This is a genomic window from Mucilaginibacter sp. AK015 (assembly GCF_014200785.1).
Classification (GTDB): domain Bacteria; phylum Bacteroidota; class Bacteroidia; order Sphingobacteriales; family Sphingobacteriaceae; genus Mucilaginibacter.
The window spans coordinates 458501-474906 of sequence record NZ_JACHCV010000001.1 but is presented as its reverse complement, the minus strand read 5'-3'; the positions used below and the strand labels follow the sequence as shown (position 1 = coordinate 474906).

Sequence of the window (16406 nt, the reverse complement as noted above, 5' to 3'; positions counted from 1 at the left end):
TTGATTTAAGGTTGATAAATTTTTAGGCCTTTAAAGCCGTAACTACATTTAGTTTTGACATGCGCCAGGCGGGATAAACGCCAGAGAGCAAACCAAAAATGATACAAGTAAGTATGGTGTAGCCCAGCACCGTAAGGTTTAAACTTAGGTTAAGGTTGGCTATAAGCCTTGCATCATTAATGAAATACATAACCGCTACGGATAACACCACCCCTATCATCCCACCTAAAAAAGTAAGGATCAGATTTTCGACAAGAAACTGGTACACTAATGTTTTGGACGACGCCCCAAAGGCCTTGCGCACTCCAATTTCTGACGACCGCTCCATGATACGGGTAATGTTAACATTCACCAGGTTTAAGGTAGGCAGCAGCATAATAAACAGCGCAAACAGGGTTATGGCTGTTATTGCATAAACCATACCTGATCGGGTTTCGTTGCCGGTGCGCACGTAGCCCTCTACGTATGAATCCGCGTGACTATAAACATGATCCCACTCTTTACCCGGGCTTTTTAATTTTGCAACAATGCCATCATATTCTTTTTTCATTTTAGATACATCGCCTGAGTTTTTTGCCAGTACTATGGCGGAGTAATTGCCCAGATAACCTTTATCAGCATCAAGCCTGGTCTTAGATGTGGTGATAGGCAGGAATATATCTGCATACAGCAGATATGATGTTATTGGCAGGCTTTTTACCACTCCACAAACCCGGTACTTGATATCATCGGCTTCGATATATTTGCCAACCGCAGGGGTGTCATCATCACCGAAATACTCCTTCTTCATATCCTCAGATATAACAGTAACGCGTTCGGCATTATCTTCCTGCTGCTTGCTGAAGGGCTTACCCTCTATGAAATCAAAATCGAGCACTTCCCAAAAAGCAGCGTTGGCATATTTATAGTTGATTACGATCTTACGGTTATTTACGTAAGTATTGGTAGAACCAAACCCCGATGAAATGGCCACCTTTACAGGTGTTTTCATTTTACTAATGTAATGGTCGATGTAATAATAGCTTAACCCGCTCGAGTTCATTGATTCTTTTCCGCGTAGCTCCATCCTGCTGATATACAGTGAGCGGTCGCGTTTTTTATCGGGGTAATTATCGTTCACCACCTTATCAATAAAGGCGGTCATAACCATCAAAATGGTTATGGTAAAGCTAATGCCGAACAGGCTCAGAAAAGTAAAGAACTTTCTGCGCATTAATACCGCAATGGCTATTTTAAAGTAATTTTTTAACATGATCTTTTTGTTTAGGCTGATAAATTATTGAACCTGCGAGCCATCAAACAACCTTACCAAACGGTGTGTTTTTTGGGCCATATTCTCGTCGTGGGTAACCATTACTATGGTGGTGCCTTCGTTGCGGTTAAGCTGTAACAGGATATCCATTATCTCGTTTCCCATGGCGCTGTCCAGGTTACCGGTAGGCTCATCGGCCAGTATAATTTCAGGCCGGCCCACAATGGCGCGGGCTATGGCCACACGCTGGCGCTGCCCGCCCGATAACTGTTTGGGGAAATGCTTTAAGCGGTTACTTAGCCCTACTTTTTCTAACGCTTCGGTAGCCAGCTGCCTGCGCTCTTTAGCGGTGGTATCGCGATACAATAAAGGCAGTTCTACGTTGTCTATCACTTGCAGGTCGCCTATCAGGTGGTAGCTCTGGAATATAAAGCCCAGCTTTTGGTTGCGAAACTTAGCCAGCTGTTTGTCTTTAAGATTATCAGTGGTTTGGTCGGCTATGTTAATGCTGCCTTTTGAGGGCATATCCAATAAGCCCATAATGTTCAGCAAAGTACTTTTGCCGCAGCCCGAAGGGCCCATTATAGATAAAAATTCGCCTTTTGCAACATCGAGGTTTATGCCGTTAAGGGCCAGTGTTTCAATAGTATCTGTACGATATACTTTTTGAATGTTTTGTAGTTTTATCATGTGAGTTAAGTTATAATGTTTTTGTTAATATTTATTGGTTAATCGGCCTCACCCTGCCCTCTCCTTTGGAGAGGGGTTGGGGTGAGGCTATTCATAGGTTATTTTTTACTTTTTTAATTCTTGAGTTTACTCACCCCGACTGCGCTTCGCTGGTCGACCCTCTCTGCTGCGCAAAGAGGGTGAAGAACTTGCGCGGCGGTTAGGGTTGGTGGTGAGTAATTTTTACGCATTTTATTTATAGGTTATTTTCTGATTTTTCTCAAAGTCGTAAAGGGACAGATAGCGCAACTGGTAGTAAGCGCCCCAAAAGTCGCGCAGGGCGGCCACGTAGTCGCGTTTGGCGCGGTCATTCTCTTCAAAGGCTATGCTCAGGTCGGTTATGCTCAGGTCGCCCAAAACATATCTTTCGCGGGCTATCTGGTATTTTTCCGAGGCAATACTATCTGCCTGGGCGGTAAACACCAGCTGGTCCTTCATCATGTTAAACAGTGTTACCTGCGTTACTATCTGTTGCTTAAAGGTCTGCTTATCCTGCTCAACCGCGTATTCGGTGAACTGCTCGTTGGCCTGTGCCGTTTTCACCCGCGATTTTGAGCGCCCCCAGTCCATTACCGGTATCGAGAACTTAAGCTCGAGCAGCTGCTGGTTTTGGGGCGATTTATAAACATCAAATACATTTTGAGCGCTGTTTGAAAAGCCCAGGTTTGCGGTAAGTGTGGCAACCAGCCCGCTTTGCCCTTTGGCTTTGGCCACATCGCGTTTTGCCTCGGCCAGCCGGCGCACAAAGGCAATAGCATCTGACCGGTTAGCGAAGGCTTCTGTTAAAACCTTATCTGCCGATACATTCATATTAATGGATGAGCCGGGTATTTCGAGCGCTATTTTATCGTCGCCCTCTACCCCTGTGTAACTACGCAGGTTCAAAGTGGCAATTTCCATATCGCGCTTGGCGGTACCAACTGCCTTCTGAGCATTAAGCTGCTCCAGTTGCAGTTGCAGTATCTCGTTCTTTGATACCTTGCCCAGGTCAAACTTCAGTTTGGCTATCTTCAATATCTTTTGGGTGTTGGTGTAGTTGGTTTCGGCTATCTGCAGGTTAACCTGGGCCAGCAGCAGGTCAAAAAAGTACCCGCTAACGGTGTAGGCTATCTGTTCCTGCGATTCGATATACGCCTGCTTACTTTCGTTATACTTAAGGGGCTCTATTTTTTTATCCCACTTTAATGAGTTGAACTGAAACAGCGGCTGGCTGTACCCTATGGCATAAGGTACACCGTTGTACAACACGTTATCCCTGTCAAAATCGTAAAAGCGCTGCATTTGGGTGGTGCCGTAAACGGTACCGCCGGTAGCGGTAATGGTTTGGCTAAAATCAAGCTGTAAGGATGAGTTATCGTTATGTATCGGCTGGAACAGGATGCTGCCATTTGGCTGCAGTACCTGGGTATAAGTTTTACTGTAGCCCGGTAAAGTGCCCGAAAGCGATAGCTGAGGCTGATAGTTCGACCTAAAGGTACGCCATTGCCAGTACTTGGTTTCGCGCACGGTAACGGCCTGCTTGGCCGCTATCGAATTCTTTTTAGCCAGTTCTACCACCTGCTGCAGGCTTAGCCGCAGGGTATCAGCACCGCTGCTGCAAAAAGCAGTGGTGCTAAAGCAAATAAATATGATGAAGTATAGGTATTTCATTGTATTAGTTATTGATAGTGAGCTCGTTTGAGTTTTTAAAACTGCTCATGTCTGATGTTATCACCACATCGCCGGGTTTTACGCCGTCCTTTATCTCTACGAAATCAAAGTTGGTAAGCCCGATGTGTACCCTTCGTTTGACAGCCTTGTTGCCGCTTATCACAAATATGTCCTGCACCTCGGGGCCTTTAAATGCCGGTCCATTTGCCACACGCATGGTGTTCGTATGCATATCCGTAACCAGGAACACATCCACTTTCATATTGGGGCGCAGCTGTTTGCTGTTGCGCTCGTCAAGCTGTACATCAAAGCTTACAATACCATTTTGCACCGATGGATATACATTAGCTACATGCCCTTTTAGCTGTGTTTCGTTTATGCGGATGACAACCGGCATGCCGTTACGCAGCTGGTCCATATAGTTATCAGAGATATTGCCGTTTACCTTAAAGCTTCTCAGATCTGCTATGCGTGCCAGCGATTCGCCCGGGGCAATGGTAGCACCAATGTTTTTATTTACCCAGGTAACAACCCCGCTGCGTGTAGCAATAATATTGGCAAGGTTAAGCTTACGCTGAAGTTCGCGCAGGTCGTTTTCCTGAATGGCAAGGGCTATCTCCGCTTCCTTTATTTCGATCTGCATGGTTTGCTGCTTGCTTTTTATTTCGTTCTCCAGCTGTTTCTTTTCCAGTTGCGCAACTTTCAGGTTAAGCTCGGCTTGCTCAATGCCCTCGCGGGTGCCGCCGCCTGCTTTAAAAAGGCGCTTGGCATTCTCAACTGCATCGGCCAGGTTGCTTATGCGTAGTTGTTTGATGTCGTTATTAGAGCGGATATCATAGAAGCTTTTGTTAAGGTCCAGCTTTAGCTTGCTTATCTCATTCCGTTTGCTTTGCAGTTGAAAGTTCAGTTTCTCAAACTCAGTTTGCGAGGCCGATTTATCAAGCGTGAGGATAGATTGCCCGGCTTTAACCTTGTTGCCGGCATCCATCAGTACTTTTTTTATGGATGCGTTTATAGGGCTGGTTAATATCTCTTCAAACTCGGGTAATACTTCGCCGGTGGCATTAAGGGTGTTTTCAACGCTACCTTTTTCCACCACGGCTGTGTTTATTTCAGACTTGCTTATTGTCGATCTTAATGTAGTGCGCAAAAGCCAAATACCTGCAACAAGCGCTAATACCGTAATGCTTATGATAACAATAGCCTTCTTTTTTTTGCGTGCGGTTACTTCCTGTTCAATTACCGTGTCCATTTTTAATTATGATAATGTTTACACAGGGTTTGCAAGAGGTGTACCAATATTAAATTATTGATATACAACTATTTATAAAATTGACACGATGATTTTTTGTTCGATATCGGACAAACCTTTTCAGTAACGGGCAAGGCGTATGCCGGGGTTAAACGATAAGATCTCGGGGCTAAATAATTGCTTGTAACAAATCGGCAACAACGCGGTCTAATATCAACGCATCGTTATACTAATAAATCCCAATCACATGAACTGGAAATTTTTCTCGCGCAGGAAGCAAGCAGCCAACAAACCCAAGAAAAGCAAAACCCGCGAGTGGGTTGATGCCATACTTTTCGCGCTGATCGCATCTACCATTATCAGGGGGTTGCTGTTTTCGGCTTACGCGATACCTTCAGCATCTATGGAAGGCAGCCTGCTAACCGGCGATTACCTGTTTGTAAGTAAGATAGCTTATGGCGCGCGCATGCCAATGACGCCAATATCCATTCCTTTCCTGGAATCGACCATATTGGGCGGAAAAGTTAAAACCTATTTTGAAGGGGTTCAATTGCCTTACTTCCGTTTACCAGGTTTAGGCGAAGTGAAAAAGGGCGATGCGGTTGTATTTAACTATCCTGACGAAACTGTTGAGCGCCCGGTTGATATGCGTGCCCACTTCATCAAGCGCTGCGTAGGCACCCCTGGCGATATTATTACCATTGTTAATACACAGGTTTATGCCAACGGAAAATTAGTACCTAATGCACCTAAAAGTCAAAAATCGTATATTGTAACCACTACCGGCACCGACCTCAATCCGCAAATGATACAAAACCTGAAAATCGACGTGCGTTACCAGTACAGCCCCACCACTTACGAAATGATCATCCCGCCGGATAGTTTCAACGAGTTTAAAGGCTTTTCAAACATCATATCGGTAAAAGAGGTTATCGAACCAAAGGGAGAATACAGTCCGCAGATATTTCCGCATAACGAAAAATTCAAATGGAATGAGGATAACTTTGGCCCGCTGCTTATACCAAAAAGGGGCACTACCATCCCGCTTAACGATTCGACCATGGCACTTTATGGCCGCTCGATAGAAAAATACGAGCACAATAAAGTAACACGCGATGGTACCGCCGTAATGATAAACGGCAAGAAAGCAGATAGCTACACTTTTAAAATGAACTACTACTGGATGATGGGCGATAACCGCCATAACTCTGAAGACTCACGCTTTTGGGGTTTTGTACCCGAAGATCATATTGTTGGTAAAGCCATGATCACCTGGATGAGCCTTGATAGTACCCAAACCTCCTTTAACAAGGTACGCTGGAACAGGGTGTTAAGAGCGATACATTGAGGCTTAGTTTTTATGTAGTTTATAATCCGGACGATTTGTATATTTGGATATGGAAAGCATCGTTATACATCCGGAAAATTCCCATCAGATGAAGGCGGTCAAAGCCGTCTTAAAGGCGTTAAAGGTGCCGTTCGAAAATCAGCCTGCCACGCTTCCTTTGCATATTAGCGATAGTATAGCCAAAAGCATGAAACAATATGATGAAGGGCAAACAATATCGATAGAGAACTTTGCCGCGAAGCATTTTTCAAAGAAATGAACCTTGAAATAAGGTTTACGTCGGAAGCTGAAGACACATATGAAGCGCTCGTATCTCAATTAAAAGGTAGGTGGGGCGATAGATTTGTGGCCAAATTAGAATCCAGGATCACAGAAAGCCTCAACATAATTTCATCTTCACCATACCTATATCCTGTAATAGACGAAACAAATGATATCAGAAGGTGTAATCTTCATAAAAACTGCTCAATGCTATATAGGGTTAATGATCATGATATATTGATAGTTTGTTTTTGGGATAATCGCCAAGAGCCATTATTTATGCCGTGATTAGTTTCCATCTTACTGCACATAACCGGACACTTACTGTAATAAAATCGCGCGGGATTTATTTAAGCGATATTATTTAAATACCTGAAATACAATTATTTATAACCATGGCATTTTGTTTGAGGTAAATTTATACAACAACAAGGTTATGAATAAACACAACCCATATATCATCAGGCGCACCATTTCGCAGGAACGGTTTGAAGTGCTTTGGAAAAAACGGCGGGACGGTGAGGCAACCCTGAGAGACCTTACCGAAATGGATGAGATTATTAACCGTGACCCATCAGTGCGCCAATTCGTTTTAGAGGAGATGGAAAACGATACGTTCATGACAGATAATAACGACCCATCCGAAATGTCGCAACCAAAATCAGTTAAGCCGGTTAATGGTTTTATTAACAGGATAAAAGCTTTTTTTAATCGTGCGTTTAACAGCTTTGCTACTGCCCGCCTTGTATCAACGGCTACTTACTGATCAAATACAAGTGGCGTGTTCTACGGGATTGCTAAATTTTGCCCGCTAATGCAGCTGCTCTTTTTTCAGATCGGTAAATTTGGTTTTTTTGCCAACAAAAAAATCCCATACCAAACTGCGCGAATAAGCACCTGTAAGCGGCACTCTGCCGCTTTTCACGTGCGGCCTTTTACCCTCTACTTTGCTGAATAGCTTTCTTACAAAGTTTTGGTGCGCACGGCTTATGGCCCATGCATCTTTACGTTTACCTTCCATCAGGAAGCGGATAAGCGCAAGCAGATCCATCCAAAAGCGCAGGCCAATAATCCAAAGCGCCCTCCAGAACGGAAGGTTATTTTTTAACAGCAGCAGGTTGTTACGAAAGTTGAGGTAAGTTTTAAACGGGTTTTCGGTGTTAAGCGTGCCGCCGCCCACATGGTATACCTGCGATTGCGGGCAGTACATCACTTTATAGCCCATATTTTTTAAGCGCCAGCAAAGATCTATCTCTTCCATATGCGCAAAAAAGGTTTCATCAAAACCACCAGCCTGGTCCCAACAACGTTTTTTGATGAACATTGCCGCACCCGATGCCCAAAAGATCTCGCCGGGCTGCTCGTACTGGCCTTTATCTTCCTCTATCTCGTAAAATATCCGGCCCCGGCAAAAAGGGTATCCAAATTTATCAATAAAGCCACCGGCAGCGCCCGCGTGCTCAAAAAAATTCTTTTGATGGAACGACCTTATTTTAGGCGCGGCAGCAGCTATCTTTTCATCGCTCTCCATTAGCTCAATAACCGGCTGTATCCAGTTTGGTTCAACCTCAACGTCCGAGTTTAGCAAAATATAGTAGTCCGCATCAACCTGTGCCAGCACACGGTTGTAACCACCTGTAAAGCCGTAGTTCTGTTTGTTTTCGATAATGCGTACCGAGGGATACCTTGCCCGCAAAAACTCGAGCGAATCGTCGGTCGATCCGTTATCACCAACCACAATATCCAGGTTGGGATAAGCAGAAGCTAATACCGAGGGCAAAAAATCGCGAAGGTACTTTACGCCATTCCAGTTTAGTATCACTATGGCCACTTTGGGCATATTCATCATTTTTTCAAATCCTCCGGCGTAAATTTCCACCTTCTGTGGCTCCACAGCCAATATTGCGGTTTTTCCTGTATCAGTTTTTCAAGGTACCGTACATGGGCCTCTGTTATTTCGTGCTCTGCAGCTTGTTTGGGCTCGTCTATCAATGGCACCAGCGTATAGGTATAATACCCCCGGCTTACCCTATCTATCCTGTAAAATATAACGGCGGCATCAATCAGTTTGGCCAGCTTTTCTATCCCCAAAAATACAGCGGTCGGTTGGTTTAAAAACCGCGTAAAATAATTTATTTCGTGCATGTTGGGCGTTTGGTCGCTTACCAGTACGCTAAAGGTGAGCTGGTTTTTCAAAGCTACCATGGTGCGCAGGGTTTGTCGCATGGCAACCAGCATGGCACCAAAACGTGCCCTCACCCTGTTAAACATCGCATCGAACACCTCGTTTGTTAAAGGCTTGTAAACAATAATGCGTTTTTCGGTAGTTAACAAGCCAAAGGCAAGCGCCGCCATCTCCCAGTTGCAGTAGTGCCCGGCCGCGGCTATAATGCTTTTATGTCGCTTAAAATAATGCTCAACAAGCTCGGGATTGGTGGGTTTCATCCGCTTACGTAACGACCGCTCTGAAACGGTTATCATTTTAATGGTCTCTACTATCAGGTCGGCCATGTAACGATAATATCTGCGCTCTATTTTAAGCCGCTCCGCTTCGCTTCTTTCCGGGAAAGAATTTGCCAGGTTTACCTTTACCACCTGCCTGCGATAACCTATTATGTAGTACAATACCAGGAAGATAACATCGGCAACAACGTATAAAAACCAAAACGGCAGTAACGATACCAGGTACAAAAAAAATATACCCGCATTTAAAGCCGCTTTTCTTAACATTTTTACCAATTTTGCCACAAACATAAAAAATATATATGATTGAGAACGGTGCTGTTTTACCTATGTTTTACCTGCCCCCGGTTGAATATTTTACAAAGCTGATAGCTTTTACACCGGATGTTGTGTTTGAACGGGAAGAGCATTTTCCAAAACAAACTTACCGTAACCGGGCAATTATATACTCGCCGGATGGGCGGCAGGCGCTTACCGTGCCCGTTGTTAAAGGTTCGAAGAATCACACAAAAATAAAGGACGTAAAGATAAGCTACGATTTTAGGTGGCAGCGCGCACACTGGATGAGCCTGCAGGCTTGTTATCGGCGATCGGCTTATTTTGAATATTACGAAGATGATTTTGCACCATTCTATGAAAAGCAAACTACTTTTTTAATAGATTATAACCGCGAGCTGCTTGAGTTATTGCTGCGGTTATTAAAAATAAAACTGGAAATAAAGTTCACGGAGAGTTATGAACCCGCCTATCCTAACCTTACGGACATGCGCGCCATTTTAAACGGTAAAAATGAGTTGGATATTGAACAAAAGGCTTACTTCCAGGTTTTTGAAGAGCGACATGGGTTTTTGAAAAACCTGAGCATCATCGACCTTTTATTCAACCAAGGCCCGCAGGCTTTAAACTATTTGTAATGGCAAGCTACACCAGGCGCGTACGCTATAAAAACCGCAAACGAAATGTAAATGTTGGCGCACGCCCGGGCAGTATCATTATACCTGACGATGCCCTTCCGCCGCAGATAGCCATGTACTCTTTTAACGAGGGCGACCTGCAGATAAGTAAGGGCAGCGATATAAAAACCATTACCCAACAAATAGCAAAATGCAGCGACCACACCCATTGGATAAAGATTAACGGCCTTGGCGATGCCAGGCTGATGGAAGACATTGGCACATTGCTGGGCATAAATCAGCTGGTTTTAGAGGATATTGTGAACACCCACCAGCGCCCCAAGTTTGATGAGTACGACGGGTATGTGTTTGGCACCAGCCGCATTATTTATTTTAATAAGGATAATGAGCTGGTTAACTGCCAGTTTAGCGGCATTGTTAAAGATAATATAGTAATAAGCTTTGAAGAAAGCCACCTGGATTACTTTGAAGTGGTAACCACGCGTTTAAAGGCCGGCAAAGGCACTATCCGCACGGGCGGGCCCGGGTATATTTTTTACGCCTTAACAGATACCATCCTTGATAATTATTTTGTTATCCTATCGCAAATTGGCGATATGATAGATCAAACTGAAGATAAGTTATACCAAAGTGCCGATAAAAGCATCATGTTTGACGCGCAGCAGCTGAAGCGTACGCTTATTATTATACGCCGCGCCTGCTGGCCCGAACGTGATAAGATAAACGACATGATACGCAGCGAAAGCCCCGAGATAACCAAAGAAACCAAACTATACCTGCGCGACGCCTATGATCATTGCATACAAGCCATGGACATGGTTGAGAGTTATAAGGAAGTTACCAGCAGTATTATTGACCTGTACCTGAGTATGGTGAGCAACCGCATGAACGAGATCATGAAAGTGTTGACCATTATATCAGTGATATTTATACCATTAACCTTTATTGCAGGTGTTTATGGTATGAATTTTAGTCGCGAAGATACCCATGGACATGTGATAAAAGATAATATGCCCGAGTTGTACGTACAGCACGGCTATGTTTACGCGCTTATAGGTATGTTTTTGATAGGCGCTATACAGGTGTTCATATTCTGGCGTAAGGGCTGGTTCAATAAACTCTAATATCGGATGTTCGATTTCGGATTTTATTGCATAGGTTACGATCTAACAACCCTGCTCAGAAAACGTTTTTTCAGCTTTTCCCTTACCGGTTCGTCATATAATTTAAGTGCCGCGTAAGCCAGCAGTATAAAAAAGATAAATAAACTGCAAGCAACGGCTATAATGGTTGATGGCGCAGGTTTCTGTTTAATGATCCAGAAGGTATAAACATAAATGAACGGGTAATGAGTAATGTATATCGGGTATGATATGTCACCGGAAAACTTACAAAGTTTAGCCCAGCGCCCGCTGATGTGCCCGCCTGCGCCTGCTGATATCAATAGCGGGAATACCAGGATGATGATACCGGCCTCGTAAAAGCCGTTCCAGCTGTACCAGGGGAAAAAGAACAGCGCTATCAGTAGAAGCGAGCATACAGTATACGCCATTGGGATGCGTATAAGCTTGCCGGTACGGAACAATAGCAGCCCCGCAAAGAACGGAAACATCATGCGCACCGGCGCTACCCAAATATTTGGATAGCCCTCTGCCCCGGGCCCGTAAAACCAGTTGGCTATAAAAGCTGATTTTATTTTGGCAAAACCCCAGCCGGTACCCAAGTCGCCGTGGTCAACGGCTACTACGGTTAATACAATGCCACTTAAGATAACAACTACCCACAACACCTTTTTAGTCATGCTGCGACCAAATAAGGCGTATATGATATTCGCAATATATTCCTGCAGCAAACTCCAGCAAGGCCCGTCCAACGGGTGGGTTTCGCTCCAGCCGCGTACATCAATTGGCGTGGGCAGCATGGTAAAGCCTATCAACATGGCGATTACCAGTTTCCAAACATCAAACTGCAGATTATCCTTAAACGGATCGAACCAAAAAACAACGGCGCCTATAATAGTGCCCAAAATAACCAGCGGGTGCAGGCGAACAAGGCGGATCTTCAGGAACTGTTTAATGGTCATGCCCTTTGCCCAACGATCGTCGTAAGCATAACCCACCACAAAACCTGATAGCATGTAAAAGAAATCTACCGCCAGGTACCCGTGGTGCATGGGGTGTTTAGATAAATCTGGAAAGTAGGCTTCGAACAAATGGAATATTACTACTAACAAGGCGGCGGTGCCACGTAATCCGTCTAAAATTGGGTAGTGCGGTTTCATTATAAGGCTTATCGGTTTTTGAGATATAAGGCTTTTAAAGGTAACGGATGGCGTTGAATTGTGCAAATAACCGGCAAATGTTAAATAAGGTAATTTTATTGCAGATATGGTAAAATCACGGCGTTTTATGAGGGGGAAATTAAAAAGATCAAATAATTTACCGCTTTAATTGTCAATCTGAATTTTGCTACCTGTTATGCTAATATTTCCGGATTGTAATGTTTTACGTATGCACGGAAATTATAACAGTTTTTTCTTGCATAAATAAAATTTAATGCAATAATTTGCACAAAATTAAAAAGTACATATACTTTATTGAAAATGATTAAACAAAACATAAACAGAACGGAAATCAGCGCTTTTTTTGCGCCGGTTGCCGCTGCTTTAGTTTCTTTTGTTTTGTTGTTCCCTCCCAGCCGACGAAGGGTGTTCATCCCACGGGTTTGAATTAGGTTTTGATCTCCACCCGAATGAAGGGGTTTCTTTTAAACTTCTTTAAACAATGTCCCTCTAATAATTATGGCTATACAACGCCAATAATTTAACGGTAATTTTTCTACTATAATGACCATACAAGATTTTGACATAACCGTAGCAACTGCACAACACGCAGACTTTGCCCCTATAATATGCGACGAAATGGCGGAGTCGGCAAAGGCGCGTGGTACGGGTATTGCACAGCGGTCGCCCGAGTATGTAGCCAACAAAATGCTGGAAGGAAAAGCAGTTATAGCGCTGCATAAAGATGGCACCTGGGCAGGATTTTGCTACATTGAGACCTGGAGCCACGGCGATTTTGTTGCAAACTCGGGCCTTATTGTAAACCCTAACTATCGTAAAGCAGGTTTGGCCAAAGCTATCAAGCACAAAATATTTGAATTATCGCGCAGCAAATATCCAAAAGCAAAACTTTTTGGCTTAACTACCGGCTTGGCCGTGATGAAAATAAACTCTGAGATAGGTTACGAACCAGTCACTTATTCAGAACTTACACAGGACGAGGAGTTTTGGAAAGGCTGCCGCAGCTGCGTTAATTACGATATTTTGATGAGCAAAGACCGCAAGAACTGTATGTGCACGGCCATGCTTTTCGACCCGGAAGCCATCCAAAAACAGTACGAGGAAAAGATGAAGAAAATAACGCACAAGGCAACATTGCTTGAGCGGATAGAAGCAGCGTTTAAGAAGCGGTTGGAGAAATTCGTAGTTTTTAATTAACATAATTGTAGAGACACGATACTTCGCGTCTTCAAGGAATAATATATCAAGACGCGAAGTATCGCGTCTCTACGAGAAGAAAAAATGGATAAGAAAAAAGTAGTACTGGCATACAGCGGTGGATTAGACACCTCGTTTTGCTGCATTTATTTAACACGCGACCTGGGTTACGAGGTTCACTCGGTAATTGTAAATACGGGCGGTTTTAGTGATGAAGAGCTTAAGGGCGTTGAAGAACGCGCTTACCAGATGGGTGTAACATCGCACCACGTGGTAGACGAGACTAAAAACTTTTACGATACCTGCGTACGCTTTTTAATATATGGGAATGTATTAAAAAACAATACCTACCCCCTTTCGGTAAGCGCCGAACGGGTTAGTCAGGCCACTGCCATTGCCAATTACGCCAAAGAGATTGGTGCCGAATTTGTTGCCCATGGCAGCACGGGTGCCGGTAACGACCAGGTACGTTTTGATATGATATTTAACATCCTGGTGCCCGATGTACAGATCATTACCCCTATCCGCGATTTAAAACTCAGCCGCGAAGAAGAAATTGAGTACCTTAAAAAGAACGGTGTTGAAATGAACTTTGAAAAAGCAAAGTACTCTATCAACAAAGGTATATGGGGAACATCGGTTGGTGGTAAAGAAACCCTTACTTCAAACCTGGGCTTACCTGAGGAGGCATGGCCGACGCAAGTTACCGAGTCGCAAGTCAGAAGCCTGGAGTTAGTTTTTGAGCAGGGCGAACTGGTTGGCATTGATAACGAAAAGTACGATCATCCAACCAAAGCCATACAAGCGTTGCAAGCTATTGCGCAACCATACGGTATTGGCCGCGATATACATGTGGGCGATACAATTATCGGCATTAAAGGCCGTGTAGGTTTTGAAGCTGCCGCGCCAATGGTGATCATTAAAGCGCATCATACCTTAGAAAAACACGTGTTAACCAAATGGCAGCTGTCGTGGAAAGACCAGCTATCTGCTTTTTACGGCAATTGGCTGCACGAGGGGCAGTTTCATGACCCCATCATGCGTAATATCGAGGCTTTTTTAACAGACACGCAGAAGAACGTAAGCGGCAAGGTGTTTGTCGAACTACATCCGTACCGTTTCCAGGTGATTGGTATCGAATCAGCGCACGACCTGATGAGCAACAAGTTTGGCAGCTACGGCGAGATGAATAATTCGTGGAGCGGCGAGGATGTAAAAGGTTTCAGCAAAATATTTGGTAACCAGGTAATGATCTACCATAAAGTAAACGGTCAGGATTAATTATGGAGAACCCCATATTTTCGCGGAGCGAATGCCTAAGTACCTATAAGTGGGGCGATGATTGCTATGGATGGAATTATGTTGACACCGATGCGTTATCTATAAAACAGGAACTGATGCCGCCCGATACCGCGGAGGCTTTACACTACCACGAAAAAGCCTCACAATTCTTTTTTATATTAAAAGGCAGGGCTACTTTTACAATTGATGGTGTTATAAGCGTTTTAAAGCCTGAACAAGGTATCGAAATTAAGCCCGGCCAACAGCACTTTATCAGCAATAAAGAAAGCAGCGATCTGGAATTCATCTTATACTCATCACCATCTACAAAAAATGACAGAATCAACCTTTAAAATAAAAGCAGGTATTGTTGGGGGCGCGGGTTATACCGGCGGCGAAATGCTGCGGATACTGATCAACCACCCCGATGTAGAGATTGTATTTGTACACAGCAAAAGCAACGCCGGAAACCACGTTTACGACGTGCATACCGATTTGTTTGGCGATACCGACCTTAAGTTTGCGGCCGAACTGGCTTTTAACATCGATGTGTTGTTCCTGTGCGTGGGCCACGGTGATGCACGTAAGTTTTTAGAGGCGAACGAGATACCGGATCATATTAAAGTAATTGACCTTAGTCAGGATTTCAGGTTAAGTCAAAATTCTAAATTCAACAATAAAAACTTTATTTACGGCCTGCCCGAGTTAAACCGCGAAGCCATAAAAGCTGCAGATAACATTGCCAACCCGGGTTGTTTTGCAACATGTCTGCAATTGGGTTTGTTGCCAATGGCAGCCAATGAATTGTTGACCAACGAGGTGCATATAACCGCAACCACGGGCTCTACAGGCGCCGGGCAAAGCCTTTCGCCTACCTCCCATTTTACGTGGCGTAATGATAACTTGTCGGTTTACAAGGTATTTAACCACCAGCATTTAAACGAGATTGGCCAATCGTTAAAGCAATTACAAGGCAGCTTTAACAAGGCTATTAACTTTGTGCCTTATCGTGGAGGCTTCACCCGTGGTATCATCGCTTCTATGTACACTGAAAGTGAATTAAGCGAAGCAGACGCACTAAAGCTTTACCATGACTATTATGCCGGCCATCCGTTTACGCATGTAACCAGTAAGGATATCGACCTAAAACAAATTGTAAATACCAATAAATGTTTTTTACAGGTTAAGAAATACGACAATAAGATATTTATTATCAGCATAATGGATAATTTACTTAAAGGCGCGAGCGGACAAGCAGTGCAGAACATGAACCTCATGTTCGGACTGGACGAACGCGCAGGATTACGACTTAAGGCGACCGGTTTTTAATAGAGTTGAAGGTTGAAAGTGTAAAGTTTTAAGAAATGCAGGATTACAGAGAGTTGATAGTTTGGCAAAAGTCACATGCTTTTGTACTTAGTATTTATAGCTCTTTGCTTACTTTTCCAAAAGACGAAGTATTCAATTTAATAAGCCAGCTTAAAAGAGCATCAACTTCTATTCCTACAAATATTGCAGAAGGAACAGGCAGATTTACCCAAAAGGATTTTGCCAGCTATCTACAGGTCGCCTTAGGATCATCTCATGAAGTGGAATATTTGATTTTATTATCAAAAGATCTGGGTTTTTTGAATCCCGAGCTTTACCAACTCCATGCGCAACATATCAATGAGATTAAAGCGATGTTGATCTCGTTAATTAAAAAAGTAAGGGCCTAAATGTGGTTTCTCACTTTCTACTTTTAACTTTTTACTTTT

Annotated in this window: 19 protein-coding genes; 11 read left to right on the top strand and 8 right to left on the bottom strand. The window is 43.7% G+C overall.

Annotated elements, in window-relative coordinates; genetic code table 11:
* Window positions 1–22 precede the first annotated feature (22 nt).
* From HDC91_RS01950 to HDC91_RS01935, 4 genes are all read right to left on the bottom strand, one after another.
* A complete protein-coding gene (locus tag HDC91_RS01950; protein ID WP_183547981.1) occupies window positions 23–1252 on the bottom strand; it encodes an ABC transporter permease in 1230 nt (409 codons plus the stop codon).
* Between the two features lie 24 nt (window positions 1253–1276).
* Window positions 1277–1942, bottom strand: a complete 666-nt coding sequence (locus HDC91_RS01945) for an ABC transporter ATP-binding protein (RefSeq protein ID WP_183547980.1) — start codon at window positions 1940–1942, stop codon at window positions 1277–1279.
* A gap of 231 nt (window positions 1943–2173) precedes the next feature.
* Window positions 2174–3631 carry a TolC family protein gene (locus HDC91_RS01940; RefSeq protein WP_183547979.1) on the bottom strand — a complete coding sequence of 486 codons (1458 nt, stop codon included), beginning with the start codon at window positions 3629–3631 and terminating at the stop codon, window positions 2174–2176.
* Between the two features lie 4 nt (window positions 3632–3635).
* Entirely contained in the window at window positions 3636–4883 is a 1248-nt protein-coding gene (locus HDC91_RS01935) for an efflux RND transporter periplasmic adaptor subunit (protein ID WP_183547978.1), read from the bottom strand.
* Window positions 4884–5130: 247 nt separating this feature from the next.
* Here HDC91_RS01935 and lepB point away from each other — a divergent pair, with 247 nt between their 5' ends.
* From lepB to HDC91_RS01920, 4 genes are all read left to right on the top strand, one after another.
* Window positions 5131–6231, top strand: coding sequence for a signal peptidase I (lepB, locus tag HDC91_RS01930; RefSeq protein ID WP_183547977.1), 1101 nt, complete (start codon window positions 5131–5133; stop codon window positions 6229–6231).
* Between the two features lie 49 nt (window positions 6232–6280).
* Window positions 6281–6490: a DUF2683 family protein gene (locus tag HDC91_RS01925; protein WP_183547976.1), complete on the top strand. Its 210-nt coding sequence runs from the start codon at window positions 6281–6283 to the stop codon at window positions 6488–6490.
* Entirely contained in the window at window positions 6487–6780 is a 294-nt protein-coding gene (locus HDC91_RS20125) for a type II toxin-antitoxin system RelE/ParE family toxin (RefSeq protein ID WP_370576782.1), read from the top strand. Before HDC91_RS01925 ends, HDC91_RS20125 begins: the two co-directional genes overlap by 4 nt.
* Window positions 6781–6928: 148 nt before the next feature.
* The gene (locus HDC91_RS01920) at window positions 6929–7258 is read left to right on the top strand and encodes a hypothetical protein (RefSeq protein WP_183547974.1); all 330 of its coding nucleotides are present in this window, start codon (window positions 6929–6931) and stop codon (window positions 7256–7258) included.
* Window positions 7259–7303: 45 nt separating this feature from the next.
* Here HDC91_RS01920 and HDC91_RS01915 read toward each other — a convergent pair whose 3' ends face one another.
* Both HDC91_RS01915 and HDC91_RS01910 read right to left on the bottom strand, forming a co-directional pair.
* Window positions 7304–8338: a glycosyltransferase family 2 protein gene (locus tag HDC91_RS01915; protein WP_183550848.1), complete on the bottom strand. Its 1035-nt coding sequence runs from the start codon at window positions 8336–8338 to the stop codon at window positions 7304–7306.
* Window positions 8338–9222 (bottom strand): lysophospholipid acyltransferase family protein, encoded by an 885-nt coding sequence (locus HDC91_RS01910; protein WP_183547972.1) that lies wholly within the window; start codon window positions 9220–9222, stop codon window positions 8338–8340. Before HDC91_RS01910 ends, HDC91_RS01915 begins: the two co-directional genes overlap by 1 nt.
* 35 nt (window positions 9223–9257) lie before the next feature.
* Between HDC91_RS01910 and HDC91_RS01905 the strand changes: the two genes are divergently transcribed.
* Together HDC91_RS01905 and corA are read left to right on the top strand one after the other, a co-directional pair.
* Window positions 9258–9869: a WbqC family protein gene (locus tag HDC91_RS01905; protein ID WP_183547971.1), complete on the top strand. Its 612-nt coding sequence runs from the start codon at window positions 9258–9260 to the stop codon at window positions 9867–9869.
* Window positions 9869–10993, top strand: coding sequence for a magnesium/cobalt transporter CorA (corA, locus tag HDC91_RS01900; RefSeq protein ID WP_183547969.1), 1125 nt, complete (start codon window positions 9869–9871; stop codon window positions 10991–10993). The genes HDC91_RS01905 and corA overlap by 1 nt, the downstream gene beginning before the upstream one ends.
* Before the next feature lie 35 nt (window positions 10994–11028).
* Here corA and HDC91_RS01895 read toward each other — a convergent pair whose 3' ends face one another.
* Window positions 11029–12150: an acyltransferase gene (locus HDC91_RS01895; RefSeq protein ID WP_183547967.1), complete on the bottom strand. Its 1122-nt coding sequence runs from the start codon at window positions 12148–12150 to the stop codon at window positions 11029–11031.
* A gap of 194 nt (window positions 12151–12344) precedes the next feature.
* Window positions 12345–12584 (bottom strand): hypothetical protein, encoded by a 240-nt coding sequence (locus HDC91_RS01890; protein ID WP_183547965.1) that lies wholly within the window; start codon window positions 12582–12584, stop codon window positions 12345–12347.
* Between the two features lie 130 nt (window positions 12585–12714).
* Here HDC91_RS01890 and HDC91_RS01885 point away from each other — a divergent pair, with 130 nt between their 5' ends.
* From HDC91_RS01885 to HDC91_RS01865, 5 genes are all read left to right on the top strand, one after another.
* Entirely contained in the window at window positions 12715–13368 is a 654-nt protein-coding gene (locus HDC91_RS01885; protein ID WP_183547963.1) for a GNAT family N-acetyltransferase, read from the top strand.
* Between the two features lie 84 nt (window positions 13369–13452).
* A complete protein-coding gene (gene argG / locus HDC91_RS01880; RefSeq protein ID WP_183547961.1) occupies window positions 13453–14649 on the top strand; it encodes an argininosuccinate synthase in 1197 nt (398 codons plus the stop codon).
* A gap of 2 nt (window positions 14650–14651) precedes the next feature.
* Window positions 14652–15002: a cupin domain-containing protein gene (locus HDC91_RS01875; RefSeq protein WP_183547959.1), complete on the top strand. Its 351-nt coding sequence runs from the start codon at window positions 14652–14654 to the stop codon at window positions 15000–15002.
* Window positions 14983–15978: an N-acetyl-gamma-glutamyl-phosphate reductase gene (argC, locus tag HDC91_RS01870; protein WP_183547957.1), complete on the top strand. Its 996-nt coding sequence runs from the start codon at window positions 14983–14985 to the stop codon at window positions 15976–15978. Before HDC91_RS01875 ends, argC begins: the two co-directional genes overlap by 20 nt.
* 35 nt (window positions 15979–16013) lie before the next feature.
* Complete coding sequence (locus HDC91_RS01865) at window positions 16014–16367, top strand: four helix bundle protein (RefSeq protein WP_183547955.1); 354 nt, start codon at window positions 16014–16016, stop codon at window positions 16365–16367.
* The last annotated feature ends 39 nt before the right edge of the window (window positions 16368–16406 follow it).

What these genes read in the sequence shown, in the direction of transcription:
- argC (WP_183547957.1), top strand. Translation starts at nt 14,983, where the DNA reads ATGACAGAATCAACCTTTAAAATAAAAGCAGGTATTGTTGGGGGCGCG.
- HDC91_RS01895 (WP_183547967.1), bottom strand. Translation starts at nt 12,150, where the DNA reads ATGAAACCGCACTACCCAATTTTAGACGGATTACGTGGCACCGCCGCC.
- argG (WP_183547961.1), top strand. Translation starts at nt 13,453, where the DNA reads ATGGATAAGAAAAAAGTAGTACTGGCATACAGCGGTGGATTAGACACC.
- HDC91_RS01940 (WP_183547979.1), bottom strand. Translation starts at nt 3,631, where the DNA reads ATGAAATACCTATACTTCATCATATTTATTTGCTTTAGCACCACTGCT.
- lepB (WP_183547977.1), top strand. Translation starts at nt 5,131, where the DNA reads ATGAACTGGAAATTTTTCTCGCGCAGGAAGCAAGCAGCCAACAAACCC.
- HDC91_RS20125 (WP_370576782.1), top strand. Translation starts at nt 6,487, where the DNA reads ATGAACCTTGAAATAAGGTTTACGTCGGAAGCTGAAGACACATATGAA.
- HDC91_RS01865 (WP_183547955.1), top strand. Translation starts at nt 16,014, where the DNA reads ATGCAGGATTACAGAGAGTTGATAGTTTGGCAAAAGTCACATGCTTTT.
- HDC91_RS01890 (WP_183547965.1), bottom strand. Translation starts at nt 12,584, where the DNA reads ATGAACACCCTTCGTCGGCTGGGAGGGAACAACAAAACAAAAGAAACT.
- HDC91_RS01905 (WP_183547971.1), top strand. Translation starts at nt 9,258, where the DNA reads ATGATTGAGAACGGTGCTGTTTTACCTATGTTTTACCTGCCCCCGGTT.
- HDC91_RS01935 (WP_183547978.1), bottom strand. Translation starts at nt 4,883, where the DNA reads ATGGACACGGTAATTGAACAGGAAGTAACCGCACGCAAAAAAAAGAAG.
- HDC91_RS01920 (WP_183547974.1), top strand. Translation starts at nt 6,929, where the DNA reads ATGAATAAACACAACCCATATATCATCAGGCGCACCATTTCGCAGGAA.
- HDC91_RS01910 (WP_183547972.1), bottom strand. Translation starts at nt 9,222, where the DNA reads ATGTTAAGAAAAGCGGCTTTAAATGCGGGTATATTTTTTTTGTACCTG.
- corA (WP_183547969.1), top strand. Translation starts at nt 9,869, where the DNA reads ATGGCAAGCTACACCAGGCGCGTACGCTATAAAAACCGCAAACGAAAT.
- HDC91_RS01950 (WP_183547981.1), bottom strand. Translation starts at nt 1,252, where the DNA reads ATGTTAAAAAATTACTTTAAAATAGCCATTGCGGTATTAATGCGCAGA.
- HDC91_RS01885 (WP_183547963.1), top strand. Translation starts at nt 12,715, where the DNA reads ATGACCATACAAGATTTTGACATAACCGTAGCAACTGCACAACACGCA.
- HDC91_RS01925 (WP_183547976.1), top strand. Translation starts at nt 6,281, where the DNA reads ATGGAAAGCATCGTTATACATCCGGAAAATTCCCATCAGATGAAGGCG.
- HDC91_RS01945 (WP_183547980.1), bottom strand. Translation starts at nt 1,942, where the DNA reads ATGATAAAACTACAAAACATTCAAAAAGTATATCGTACAGATACTATT.
- HDC91_RS01915 (WP_183550848.1), bottom strand. Translation starts at nt 8,338, where the DNA reads ATGAATATGCCCAAAGTGGCCATAGTGATACTAAACTGGAATGGCGTA.
- HDC91_RS01875 (WP_183547959.1), top strand. Translation starts at nt 14,652, where the DNA reads ATGGAGAACCCCATATTTTCGCGGAGCGAATGCCTAAGTACCTATAAG.